12 protein-coding genes are annotated in these 13162 nt (G+C 40.3%); 11 read left to right on the top strand and 1 reads right to left on the bottom strand.

Features of this window, described 5'->3' with window-relative positions; genetic code table 11:
• Window positions 1-6 precede the first annotated feature (6 nt).
• The 11 genes from recO to C1A12_RS13145 all read left to right on the top strand — a co-directional run bounded on the left by recO (window position 7) and on the right by C1A12_RS13145 (window position 12071).
• Window positions 7-759 (top strand): DNA repair protein RecO, encoded by a 753-nt coding sequence (recO, locus tag C1A12_RS13195; protein WP_101844319.1) that lies wholly within the window; start codon window positions 7-9, stop codon window positions 757-759.
• A gap of 275 nt (window positions 760-1034) precedes the next feature.
• Complete coding sequence (gene glyQ, locus C1A12_RS13190; protein WP_101844318.1) at window positions 1035-1922, top strand: glycine--tRNA ligase subunit alpha; 888 nt, start codon at window positions 1035-1037, stop codon at window positions 1920-1922.
• Window positions 1915-3996, top strand: coding sequence for a glycine--tRNA ligase subunit beta (gene glyS, locus C1A12_RS13185; protein ID WP_101844317.1), 2082 nt, complete (start codon window positions 1915-1917; stop codon window positions 3994-3996). The genes glyQ and glyS overlap by 8 nt, the downstream gene beginning before the upstream one ends.
• 82 nt (window positions 3997-4078) lie before the next feature.
• Window positions 4079-4708: a helix-turn-helix transcriptional regulator gene (locus C1A12_RS13180; protein WP_101844316.1), complete on the top strand. Its 630-nt coding sequence runs from the start codon at window positions 4079-4081 to the stop codon at window positions 4706-4708.
• A gap of 30 nt (window positions 4709-4738) precedes the next feature.
• Window positions 4739-5557 (top strand): pyruvate, water dikinase regulatory protein, encoded by an 819-nt coding sequence (locus C1A12_RS13175; RefSeq protein WP_101844315.1) that lies wholly within the window; start codon window positions 4739-4741, stop codon window positions 5555-5557.
• Between the two features lie 192 nt (window positions 5558-5749).
• The gene (locus tag C1A12_RS13170; RefSeq protein WP_101844314.1) at window positions 5750-6214 is read left to right on the top strand and encodes a DUF188 domain-containing protein; all 465 of its coding nucleotides are present in this window, start codon (window positions 5750-5752) and stop codon (window positions 6212-6214) included.
• 31 nt (window positions 6215-6245) lie between these two features.
• A complete protein-coding gene (gene dnaG, locus C1A12_RS13165; RefSeq protein WP_101844313.1) occupies window positions 6246-8072 on the top strand; it encodes a DNA primase in 1827 nt (608 codons plus the stop codon).
• Between the two features lie 30 nt (window positions 8073-8102).
• Window positions 8103-9230, top strand: coding sequence for an RNA polymerase sigma factor RpoD (gene rpoD / locus C1A12_RS13160; RefSeq protein WP_101844312.1), 1128 nt, complete (start codon window positions 8103-8105; stop codon window positions 9228-9230).
• Window positions 9231-9826: 596 nt separating this feature from the next.
• Entirely contained in the window at window positions 9827-10192 is a 366-nt protein-coding gene (cccA, locus tag C1A12_RS13155) for a cytochrome c550 (RefSeq protein ID WP_101844311.1), read from the top strand.
• Between the two features lie 56 nt (window positions 10193-10248).
• Entirely contained in the window at window positions 10249-10959 is a 711-nt protein-coding gene (locus C1A12_RS13150; protein WP_306417008.1) for a tRNA (adenine(22)-N(1))-methyltransferase TrmK, read from the top strand.
• On the top strand, window positions 10956-12071 hold the full coding sequence (locus C1A12_RS13145) for a Nif3-like dinuclear metal center hexameric protein (RefSeq protein ID WP_235001596.1): 1116 nt from the start codon (window positions 10956-10958) through the stop codon (window positions 12069-12071). The genes C1A12_RS13150 and C1A12_RS13145 overlap by 4 nt, the downstream gene beginning before the upstream one ends.
• Window positions 12072-12115: 44 nt before the next feature.
• Here C1A12_RS13145 and C1A12_RS13140 read toward each other — a convergent pair whose 3' ends face one another.
• Window positions 12116-13063: a 4-hydroxy-3-methylbut-2-enyl diphosphate reductase gene (locus tag C1A12_RS13140; protein ID WP_101844310.1), complete on the bottom strand. Its 948-nt coding sequence runs from the start codon at window positions 13061-13063 to the stop codon at window positions 12116-12118.
• Window positions 13064-13162 lie beyond the last annotated feature (99 nt).

The raw sequence follows: 13162 nt of genomic DNA, 5'->3' as shown, positions 1-13162 counted from the left end.
AATGCTTTGTTGGAAAAAGTGGAAGGAATTGTAATACGCACCCGCGATTACGGGGAAACCCACAAAATCGTAACATTATTCACGAGAGAGAAAGGGAAAATCGGTGTTATGGCCCGGGGAGCCAAAAAGCCTAAAAGCCGAATGGCGTCTGTTACCCAGCCTTTTATTCATGGTCAATTTTTAATTCACATAGGGTCAGGACTTGGATCTTTGAGTCAGGGGGAGATGCTCACTTCTTTGCGTTCCATACGGGAAGATATTGTTAAAACAGCTTATGCATCTTATCTTGCTGAGTTAACGGACAAGTTGTTAGATGAAAGAAAACCTGACCCTTTTCTTTATGAACAGCTGCTTCAAACGCTTACCTGGATGGCAGAAGGAAAGGATCCGGAAATTCTTTCTATGATGTATGAGTTGAAAATGTATCGCAAGGCTGGATTTGCCCCGAAGGTCGACGCTTGTTTGAATTGCGGAGTTTCTGATGGGCCATTTTCTTTTTCTGTAATAGAAGGGGGATACTTGTGCTTTCGATGTAAACATCTAGACCCTCAGGCATACGGTTTAACCGAGCCGCTTTCTAAGTTGCTCCGCTTGTTTTTACATATGGACGTTAAAAGAGTTGGTCAAATTACGATGAAAGCAGAAAATAAGACCAAATTGAGAACTTTAATGGACGAGTACTATGACCGTTATGGCGGATACTTCCTAAAGTCAAAAAAGTTTATAAAGCAGCTCGATATGTTTAAGGATAATAATTGACAAAATAAAAACGATTCAGTATGATTCTACTTAACTTACTATATGTATCGCTTTGAAGGAAAGTAGTAGTCGAATCCAATGTGAGCAGAGAATCCGTGATGGTGTGAATCGGATGGCATTGGGCGATGAAGGCGTTCTGGAGCGATAAGCGTTTAAAGTGGCTTTCACAAGTTGAAAGCAAATAGGGTGGAACCGCGGAGAAAAACCCCGTCCCTATGTCAATCCGGCATAGAGACGGGGTTTCTCTATGTCTTATCATACAGGAGGGAAAATGAATGAATATTCAAAAAATGATCTTAACTTTGCAGAAGTATTGGTCTGATCAAGGTTGTCTGCTTATGCAGGCATATGATGTGGAAAAAGGGGCGGGAACGATGTCGCCAATGACGCTTCTTAGAAGTTTAGGTCCAGAGCCGTGGAATGTGGCTTATGTAGAGCCATCCAGAAGACCCGCTGACGGTCGCTATGGCAAGAACCCTAACCGCTTGTATCAGCACCACCAATTTCAAGTCATTATGAAGCCTTCACCTGATAACATTCAGGAACTATACTTAGATTCGTTGAAAGCACTAGGAATCGACCCTGATCAACATGATATCCGCTTTGTTGAGGACAACTGGGAGAACCCGACACTTGGGGCAGCAGGTCTTGGGTGGGAAGTGTGGCTTGATGGCATGGAAATTACCCAATTTACGTATTTTCAGCAAATCGGCGGACTCGAGGCTCGGCCGGTATCCGCTGAAATTACTTATGGTCTTGAGCGTTTGGCCTCTTATATTCAGGATAAGGAAAATGTATTTGAATTAGAATGGACGAACGGTGTTACTGTTGGAGATATATTTACTCAACCAGAATACGAACATTCCGTGTACACTTTTGAAGCCTCTGATGACGATATGTTGTTCGATTTATTTACAACTTATGAATCTGAGGCCAAACGTATTATGGAAAAAGGACTTGTGTTTCCTGCCTATGATTACGTACTGAAATGTTCTCATACGTTTAATTTACTGGATGCAAAAGGAGTCATCTCTGTTACCGAACGTACCGGATATATCGGAAGAGTAAGAAACCTGGCAAGGTCGATAGCTAAAACGTATGTAGAGGAAAGAGAAAGATTAGGGTTCCCAATGCTTCAGAAAGGAGAGTCGTCTCATGAGTAATACAGTGTTATTTGAATTAGGGCTTGAAGAACTTCCTGCCCGCTTTATTGATAACGCAGAAAAACAGCTAGTTGAAAATACTGAAAGCTGGCTGAAGAATCAGCGAATACCTTACCAATCAGTCAAATCTTATTCTACTCCCCGCAGGTTAGCGATACAGATTTTTGGTGTTGAAAGCAAGCAGCCTGATATTGAAGAGGAAGCAAAAGGACCAGCAAAGAAAATTGCTTTAAATGAAAAAGGGGAATGGTCCAAAGCTGCTGAGGGGTTTTCTAAAGGTCAGGGCAAAACAGTTGAAGACATATACTTTAAAGAAATTAAAGGTGTAGAGTATGTCCATATAAAAAAATATATCGAAGGTAAAGATACAAAAGTTCTGCTGCAGGATTTTAAAGAAGTTCTATTGGGTTTGACTTTTCCAAAGAATATGCGCTGGGGTGACTTTAATCTGCGGTACGTCCGCCCCATTCGATGGATGGTTGGGCTTTTTGAAGATGAAGTTATTCATTTCCAGATAGAAAACGTTGAAACCGGTAAGGAAACCTATGGTCATCGTTTTCTCGGTTCGAAAACCTCTGTCCCCCATGCGGATTCCTACGAAAAAGTCATGACCGATGAATTTGTTATAGCTGATAAAAATAAACGAAAAATGGAAATTCAAAAGCAGTTAAAGCAAATTGAAGCCGAAAAAGGGTGGGAAATACTGACAGATAGGGAATTACTAAATGAAGTTACACACCTTGTCGAATATCCAACTGTGTTTAGTGGGGCGTTCAGTGAAGAATTTCTGGAAGTTCCAGATGAAGTATTAATTACGTCAATGAAAGAACATCAGCGTTATTTCCCAGTCCAATCGACCAATGGTCAATTACTACCTCATTTTATTGCTGTTCGAAATGGAAATTCTGCGCACATTGAAAAAGTGTCGAAGGGAAATGAAAAAGTTCTCAAAGCAAGGTTAGCCGATGCTCAATTTTTCTATCATGAAGATCAAAAAGGTTCAATTAATCAAAAGCTCCAAAAATTAAATCGAATGGTATACCAGGTTGAACTTGGAACCTTGGCGGATAAGGTTAATCGAATAAAAACAATTACTCAGCATATTTGCGAGGAACTTGGTCAGGAAAGTATTAAAAGTAAGGCTATACGAGCGGCAGAAATAAGCAAATTTGATCTAGTGACCCACATGGTGGACGAATTCACAGAATTACAAGGAATCATGGGCGAGAAATATGCAAAACTATTCGGTGAGGATGAAGCAGTAGCAACAGCAATAAAAGAACACTACATGCCCAGGCAGGCTAATGGCCAGCTGCCTGCTACAGAAATTGGCGCAATTGTAAGTGTTGCTGATAAGTTAGATACAATTGTAGGTTCAATAGCGATCGGCAAAATGCCTTCAGGCTCTCAGGATCCATACGGACTAAGAAGACAATCTCTAGGTGTATTACAAATTCTAAAGGAGCGTAACTGGCCGCTGTTCGTAGAAGATTTGCTTGATGATGTTATTCATCTTTACGAAGAGAAAAAGCTGCCTACCATCAGTAAAAATGAGTTAGAGATGGAAATACGTGAATTCTTTTCTACGCGGGCAAGCTTCTTGTTTAGAGATGAAGGTATTGCTCCTGATGTAGTGAAAGCGGTACTTAGGAATGGAATTCAGCAATATACGTCTACTTTAAGGAAGGCTGAGCTACTATCTGCCAAGAGAAATGATCCGGAATTCAAAAGGGTGCATGAAGCACTGGGACGAGTATTGAATCTGGCTGCAAAAGCAGAGCAATTATCAATTAACCCGGAGCTATTTGAAAATGATAGTGAATATGCGCTTTTTAACCACTATAAAAACGTGCATAAATCTTATATATACCTATACAATGAAGGTCGTTTTCAGTCAGCTCTTGAGCAGTTATCTGAACTTGCTGAGCCGATCCACTCATTCTTCGATCAAACGATGGTAATGACCGAAGACATGTCCGTCCGTGCGAATCGTTTGGCACTGCTTAGGAACATTGCAGATGATGTTCTTCTCTTTGCCGACCTAAATAAAGTTGAATGGAAACAACAGTATTAACTTTCATTCTTTTACCCCGATAAATAAATGAGCTATAATGAATAAATAGTATGTCACAGTTGGTGATTAGGGTGGTGAAAGAATGGAACTATCCAACAGACAAGAGCAAATTATTCAAATTGTTAAAGATAACGGACCGATTACCGGGGAAAATATTGCTGAAAGCTTAAGTCTTACAAGAGCGACTTTACGTCCTGATCTAGCTATATTAACGATGGCCGGTTATTTAGATGCGCGTCCGAGAGTAGGCTATTTTTTTACAGGGAAGACGGGGTCGGAGCTTCTAACAGAAAAACTCAAGAAGTTTAAGGTTCATGAGTATCAGGCTATGCCCGTAGTAGTGGCAGAAGATGTATCTGCTTATGATGCTATTTGTACAATGTTCTTAGAGGATGTTGGAACTTTATTTGTCACTAATGATCATTCTTTACTCGTCGGGGTTTTATCGAGGAAGGACCTGCTTCGGGCAAGCATTGGAAACCAGGACTTAACTTCGGTTCCTGTTCATATCATTATGACTAGAATGCCTAATATTTCAGTCTGCGAGAAAGATGACCTTTTATTAGATGCAGCTCAGAAGCTGATTGAAAAGCAGATAGATGGTCTGCCTGTTGTTAAGCCGGTTGAGAATGGAATGGAAGTTATAGGAAGACTGACAAAAACTAGTGTTACAAAAGCTCTGGTTGAGCTTGCTACTGATCAACATTTATAGGAATCCCTTCTAAGAAGGAGAGGAAAAACATTGAAGAAACCTTTTATTTATATACTATCCGATTCCGTAGGGGAAACTGCTGAACTTGTAGTCAAAGCAGCATTGAGTCAGTTTGACGACGGTCCGTTTGAAGTACAGAGAATTCCTTATGTTGAGGATAAAGGTACAATTAATGAAGCTTTAGCTCAAGCTAAAGAACGCGGTGCAATGATTGGTTTTACATTGGTAATTCCCGAGTTCCGGTCTCATTTAATAAAGAAAGCCAGAGAGTATGAGCTTGAGTGTATCGATATTATGGGCCCTATGATGGACGCTATGCAAAGGTACTTCCAAGCGGAACCGCGATTGGAACCAGGCCTTGTTCATAAATTGGATGAGGATTATTTCAAACGGGTAGAAGCCATCGAATTCGCTGTGAAGTACGACGATGGAAGAGATTCCAGAGGGATTACTAAGGCAGACATTGTTCTCATTGGCGTTTCACGAACTTCAAAGACTCCTTTATCCCAATATCTGGCCCACAAGCGGCTAAAAGTGGCAAATGTCCCAATTGTGCCTGAAGTAGAACCTCCGGAAGAATTATTTAAAGTTGATCCTAAGCGATGTATAGGATTGAAGATCAGCCCTAAAAAATTAAATGATATCCGTCGCGAACGTTTGAAGTCGCTAGGTTTGGGGTCAGAAGCGAGCTATGCAAATATGGATCGGATTCAGCAGGAAATTGAACACTTTGAGGATGTTGTAGATAGAATAGGCTGCCATGTTATCGATGTTTCTCATAAAGCAGTAGAAGAAACGGCCAACGTCATTATGAACTTAAAACGGCAGAATTCTATTTCAGCCGATTAAAAATCATTAATTTGCGCTTATTTTTTAAGCGCTTTTTTTCTTGAAAATATATAGATTTTTTAATTCTTATGTATTATAATAATTATTTGTGTAAAAATAATCATATTGCTATTTACATGAATATACTTTTCTGAATAATAAAACATTAAGAAAAGGGAAGGAATCTAACGATTATTGTAGAATTACTCAAGTATGCAGAATTTAAACAGTAGTGTGTGGGTAGATGCCGATAGTTGTCCTGTTCAAGAAGAGATTCGTTTGGTTTGCTCAAGTTTTCAATTAGAGCCTAAATTTGTGGCAACAGTAAATCACTATAAGCATGGCACAAATAATGAAAACTGGACGTATCTTGATCACGGTTCGCAATCTGTGGACCTTTTTATTTTAAACCGCGTAAAGTCAGGGGATATAGTGGTTACTCAAGATTACTCTTTAGCTGTATTATTGACGCCTAGAGGGGTTTATGTTATTACGCCAAGAGGTAAACTGATAAAAGAGGGGGAAGCCACTGATATTATGAATCAGAAGCATCTTCGACAGCAGTCATTGAAGCGTAAAAAAAAATGGAAAGGTCCACGGGCATTTACGGATGAGGATCGAAGGGTGTTTACGCAAACTTTAACTGAACTCTTAACGGGCATTGAAAATCGAGAGTAAGTAATTCTATACAACTGGTACGGTGATGATAATGGCTGGACACATCCCAGAAGAAAAAGTAGACGAGATAAGAAAGTCCGTTGATATTGCAGATGTAGTTGCGGAATATGTCCAATTAAAAAGACAGGGCAGGAACTACTTCGGACTATGCCCATTTCATGGAGAAAACACCCCTTCTTTTTCTGTATCCAGTGATAAACAGATCTTTCATTGCTTTGGATGCGGAAAGGGTGGAAACGTTTATACGTTTTTAATGGAAGTAGAGGGCTTCAGTTTTCTTCAGGCCGTTTCTAAAGTGGCAGAGGTCACGGGTCATTCTCTCCCTGAGGAATTAAGCGAAGGTCCGGTTCAGCAGACTGATCCTGAGTCTCAAAGTATATTGGATGCCCATGAATGGATGACGAAGCTTTACAATCACATGCTTCGAAACTCTAAAGAGGGTAAGGAAGCCTTGCGTTATTTACTGGATCGAGGTTTTACCGAAGAGACAATAAAGAAATACCAGCTTGGTTTTTCCCCTACATCTCCATCATTCGTAGCGACTTTCCTGGAAAAGAAGGGGTTTCATCCTCAAACCATGGTAAAAGCAGGACTGCTGACTTCCAGTGAAAATGGAGAATATTTCGATCGCTTTCGTGGTAGAATTATGTTCCCTCTTCGAAATCATTTAGGAAAGACCGTAGCGTTTGCAGGAAGGTCACTAGGAGATCAGGAACCAAAGTATCTAAATTCTCCAGAAACTGAACTTTTTCAGAAGGGGAGGCTGCTCTTTAACTTTGATCTCGCACGTTCCTCAATAAGGAAGACAAAAACCATGGTTCTTTTTGAAGGATATGCAGATGTGCTTGCTGCAGACCAGGCAGGAATTCATAACGGTGTAGCAACTATGGGGACTTCAATCTCCCAGACTCAGGCAAAGTTAATTAAGAGATACTCTGATCGAGTGGTCATCTGCTACGATGGCGATGATGCCGGCACAGCTGCAGCTGCAAAAGCAGCCCAGCTTTTAAAACAGACAGGCTGCCAGACTCATGTTGCTCGATTGCCAGAAGGCATGGATCCTGATGACTATATAAAGAAATTTGGCGGAGATCGCTTTGAAAAAGAAGTAATAGAAGCAAGTGATCCTTATACGTCGTTTATTATAAATTACCTTCGTAGAAATTATAACCTTCAATTAGAAGGAGATCGTATTGCCTATATCGAAAAGGTATTACAGGAGATCGCTCAACTAGAGCGTACGATTGAAAGAGAGCATTATTTAAATGCTTTAGCTGAAGAGTTCCAAATGTCTATGGAGACATTAAAAAGTGAAGTTGAACATCTTCAATCTAAGCAGAACGTTAAACAAGCAGAGGCTTCTAGGACCAAACATCGGCAAAATGCTCCCCTGAAAAGGAATTCTACGCAACATAAGCTGCTGCCAGCCTTTCATAATGCAGAACGAAAACTGATAGCAAATATGTTGAAAAACCCTGTTATTGCTGATAAAGTGCAAGAGGAATTAGGAGGAGCTTTTAATATTTCTGAACACCAGGTTATTGTAACGCACTTATATGCATACTATGAAGATGGCCATGAGCCAAACGTCAGTCAATTTATTGAGCGGCTGGAAGATCAATCTTTGAAGAATCTAGTGATCGAACTGACGATGTCCTCAGGAATGGATGAAGAAATATCTGACCAGGAAATTTCCGATTATCTTCATAGAATTCGTTCAGAAAGTACCGATCGCAATGATATAAAAAGCTTAGAGGCAGAACAAAAAAAAGCAGAGCAGCATAATAACCCCATAAAAGCTGCAGAAATTGCAATGGAAATATTGAGACGAAAGCAAGAGTTGAAAAATACTCATTAATGGTATGGATAGTTGGAAGGAGGGGGACTCATGGCGGATAAGCAACAACAGCCATCACGTTCTAAAGAAAACGAAAGTGAATTAACCCTGGAGCAAGCGAAAGAACAGCTGCTTGAAGTGGGAAAGAAGCGAGGGATTTTAGCTTACGAGGAAGTAGCCGAAAAACTCTCGAGTTTTGAATTAGATTCCGATCAAATGGATGAATATTACGAGTACCTGAATGAACAGGGTGTTGAAGTTATAGGTGACTCAGATCAGGATCCAAGCATGCAGCAGCTTAACAAAGAAGAAGAATTTAATTTAAATGATTTAAGTGTGCCGCCTGGAGTAAAAATAAATGACCCTGTCCGGATGTATTTAAAAGAAATCGGACGTGTAAACCTTCTATCTGCTGACGATGAAATCAGCCTTGCACACCGCATTGAAGACGGTGATGAAGAAGCAAAAAGAGAATTAGCAGAGGCAAACCTGCGTCTCGTGGTAAGTATTGCCAAGCGTTATGTAGGGCGTGGGATGTTGTTCCTTGACCTGATTCAAGAGGGCAATATGGGTTTGATTAAAGCTGTGGAGAAGTTTGACTATCGTAAAGGCTTTAAATTTAGTACCTATGCTACTTGGTGGATTAGACAGGCTATAACACGTGCTATCGCAGACCAGGCAAGGACGATTAGGATTCCGGTTCATATGGTGGAAACGATTAATAAATTGATTAGAGTTCAACGTCAGCTGCTTCAAGACCTTGGACGTGAACCTACACCTGAAGAAATCGCACAAGACATGGAGCTTACGCCGGATAAAGTAAGAGAAATTTTAAAAATTGCTCAAGAACCAGTTTCTCTGGAAACTCCAATAGGAGAAGAAGATGATTCTCATTTGGGTGACTTTATTGAGGACCAGGAAGCTACTTCTCCTTCTGATCATGCAGCTTATGAGCTCTTAAAAGAACAACTTGAAGACGTATTGGATACGTTAACTGACCGAGAAGAGAATGTATTACGTCTGCGTTTTGGCCTCGACGACGGCCGGACACGAACGTTAGAAGAAGTCGGAAAAGTTTTCGGAGTTACAAGAGAGCGTATCCGTCAAATAGAAGCTAAAGCACTTAGAAAGCTTAGACACCCAAGCAGAAGCAAGCGGTTAAAGGACTTTATGGAATAATGAATTTAATCGTTTATTTTCAGGGACCTTTAAGGTCCCTGAACCTTTCTTATAAGTATTGGTTGTTCTCAACCCCGTACTGGAACAGAGTAAAGGAAATTGAATAGAAACGGCTGATTCCTGTGCCATAATATTCTGTAAAAGATATATACAGGGCACCGCAGGTCATCAGCATTCCCTTTACATACATTTTTGTATTAATTCTTTAAAGCCTTTTATTGCTTCCGCTTTCATTTCTTGTCATTTATTTTACTGAAATGGGTAATATAATGCAAACAGGGCTTTTGTCGATATTTGTTGTTATCGCTTACATAAATATCCGGCGATGTCTAGAGGATGCTCTTTCATCGATAGTGTTTTTTAAAAACATGTTATTAACTATCGTTCAATTAAGTTTCATAACTTGTATTAAATTTTAACCAAATGGAGTGCAGCCAGGCGCTATTTGAAATTTATTTAGTGTAGTTTAGCTATTTCAACAGTTTTATAAGTTTTCATGTTTTCCCTTTCCTAAGGAAGGAATTTAAAGTAAAATAAATATAGTCGATTAGACATCTCTCAAACTTTTAAAGGGATACATAAGGAGGATGCAACTAATGAGAAGAAACCCTGTGATTCCTTTTGCACTTATTGCTGTGTTAGGAATACTAGTGATGATTGTTGTATCATCAGTAGGTATTAACGAAAGAGAAGCAATTGAAAATGCAGAAGATGGCGAAGAAAGTGAAGAAACAGCCGCAGGACCTGAAGAAATGTATGAACAACAATGTTCAAGCTGTCACGGTGGAGACTTAGAGGGACAGAATGGACCGAACCTGCAGGAAGTAGGTTCCAGGTATGATGCTTCAGAAATTCAAGACATTATCGAAAATGGTAAGGGCGGCGGTGCGATGCCGGCTGGTCTTTATACAGGTGATGATGCTGCAACATTGGCAGAATGGCTTGCTGAAGAGCATCAATAAACGAAGAGAAGCTTTCTGTAAATGTACAGGAAGCTTTTCTTTTTATGAGAGGAAAGATGAATAAAATGAACGCGGAGCAGTTGTCTAAACGACTTGGCACAGTGGCCAGTTTTTTAAAAAAACCCATACGTTTTGCTGACATAGGATCTGATCATGCCTATTTGCCTTGTTACGTGTGCCAGCACGACGAAGAGGCTTTCGCCATTGCGGGAGAATTAAATAAAGGACCTTACTTAAGTGCCTTAGAAGAAGTGGAAGCGCGACAGTTGGATCATCAGGTTAAAGTCATTCAAGGGAATGGGTTAGAGGTTATTGACGAGCGAGTGAATCAAGTCGTTATCGCTGGTATGGGCGGCCCTCTTATAACTGAGATTCTGAATCAGGGGAAGGAAAAGTTATCGAACATTAATAGAATTATTGCCCAACCTAATATTGATGCACGTTCGATAAGAAAGTGGTTCTTAGCCAATCAATACAATCTTGTAAACGAAGTCATCCTTGAAGAAAATGGACATATTTACGAAATACTCGTCGGGGAGAAGGGAAAGCCTGATTTGGAATATAGTAAACGTCATATGAATTTAGAATTATGGCTGGGCCCTCATTTAATAAGAGAAAAGAATAAGGTGTTTCATAAGAAGTGGTCGGAGGAAAAAGCTAAGAAACAACAAATTGTTAAACAAATGAAAAAAGCAGCTGAACCGAACCAACGTAAGATTGAACAATTCGAACAGGAAATCAGGTGGTTAGAGGAGGTATTGCAGTGAGCAAGGAAGAAATAACAGTAGGTAGGATCGTTGCATTGCTCGAAAATAGAGCTCCCGCTTATGATGCGTTTGACTGGGATAATGTAGGCCTGCAGGTAGGATCTTTGAAGCAGAACGTGGAAAAAGTGATGGTTACGCTGGATGTCCTGGAAAACGTAGTGGATGAAGCAATAGAGGAAGGTGTTGACCTTATCATCGCACACCATCCGCTTTTGTTCGTAAAGGTAAACAAAATTGATGTGGAAACGCCTAAAGGACGTGTGGTGCAAAAATTGCTGAAGCACAATATATCGGTTTATGCTTCACACACGAACCTGGATATTGCAAGCGGCGGAGTGAATGACGTGATGAGCCGACTGCTAGACCTGCAGGATACCAGGCCATTAATAGAGACGAATAAAGAAGAGCTCTTAAAGTTAGCGGTTTATGTGCCTCACACTCATACTGAACAAGTACGTAACGCTATAAGTGAAGCTGGAGCAGGGCATATAGGAGACTACAGCCACTGTACTTATCAAGTAAATGGAGAGGGAACCTTCAAGCCTTTGGAAGGTAGTGACCCTTATATAGGCAATACTGGAGAATTGGAAAAAGTAGAGGAGAAAAGGATAGAAACGATCCTTTCTAAATCAATTCTTCCTCAGGTCTTAGATGCAATGATTAAGGCTCATCCTTATGAAGAAGCAGCTTATGATCTTTACCCTTTATTAAATGATGGGGCACCTAAAGGGATCGGGAGAATTGGTGTTTTAAATAACCCTTTAAGTCTAAAGGAGTTATGCAGGCAGATAAAAGATAAATATGAGGTACCTCAATTACGCTTTGTAGGGAAACCGGAACAAAAGGTTCAAAAAGTAGCTGTTTTAGGAGGAAGCGGCGAGAAATATTATTCGTCAGCATTAAGCCAGGGTGCAGATGTTTACATTACTGGTGATATGTCTTTTCACCTTGCCCAGGAAGCTGAAGAAAACGGCCTGGCGGTTATTGATCCAGGCCATCATGTGGAAAAAGTTATACTCCCGGAACTGGCGAAATGGATAGACGATGACTTTGGAAAAGATCTAAGTGTTATTATTTCTCAATCTCACACAGAACCATTTAAATTTGAATAAAAAATAGTCCCTCTGTTCTCCTAAGAGAAAGGGGGACTATTTTTTTATTTTTTCTTGGTTTTTACTCGAGGGAGAATTTTCTTCTGCTCTACTTTTGATTCACGAATCCACGTATTCTCGTCTTCTGGATCAAATTGTTCAATAAATTTGATGACTTCTTTTGTGATGGGGGTAGGAGTTGACGCCCCTGCTGTAACAGCTACTGTGGAGACTCCCTCAAGCCAATCGATGTCAATTTCGGTCACATCAGCAATACGGTAAGCTTGTGTACCGGCAATTTCCATAGAAACCTGTGCTAAACGGTTAGAGTTATTACTCTTAGGATCCCCTACGACGAGAGTTAAATCTGCATCCTTTGCTTGCTCAGAAACCGCTTCTTGTCTCACTTGAGTAGCCATGCAAATTTCCTGGTGTTTTTCTACCTGCGGATATTTTTCTTTCACTTTCTCCATTACATCATAAACATCCCACTGACTCATTGTTGTCTGATTCGTAATTAACAGTTTATCATTGTCAACCTCAAGCTCTTCCACATCTTCTTCTGTCTGAACGAGATGAACCTTACCTGGCGCAACACCCATGGCACCTTCAGGCTCAGGATGTCCTTTTTTTCCAACATAAATAATTTCATATCCGTCAGCTACTCGATCTCTAATTAAATTGTGAGTATTTGTTACATCGGGGCAAGTCGCATCTAACGTAGTCAAACCTTTTCTTTTGGCTCGTTCTTTTACTTCAGGGGAAACCCCGTGAGCTGTAAAAATGACAGTGCCATCATTAATACCTTCGAGCAGATCTAAACGGTTTTTACCATCGACGGTTATAATTCCTTCACTTTCAAATGCATCTGTAACATGTGTGTTGTGAACAATCATACCTAAGATATATATAGGGCGCGGCAGGTTAGGATCCTTGGCAGCATTCTGCGCAATGACCATAGCATCCACCACTCCGTAACAATAACCGCGAGGGGCGATTTTTATGACTTCCATTTCATAAATCCTCCTCTTCGTTCTGTGAAAAATCAACTTTTCCTACGAATTGATTCATCCTCTATTATAAAGGCTAAAGCATAATAAGACAAAGAATCT

The organism is Halobacillus sp. Marseille-P3879, assembly GCF_900240285.1.
Taxonomy (GTDB): Bacteria; Bacillota; Bacilli; order Bacillales; family Halobacillaceae; genus Halobacillus_A.
Note: the sequence above shows the minus strand (reverse complement) of the source record. Positions and strands in the feature narration are given on the sequence as shown.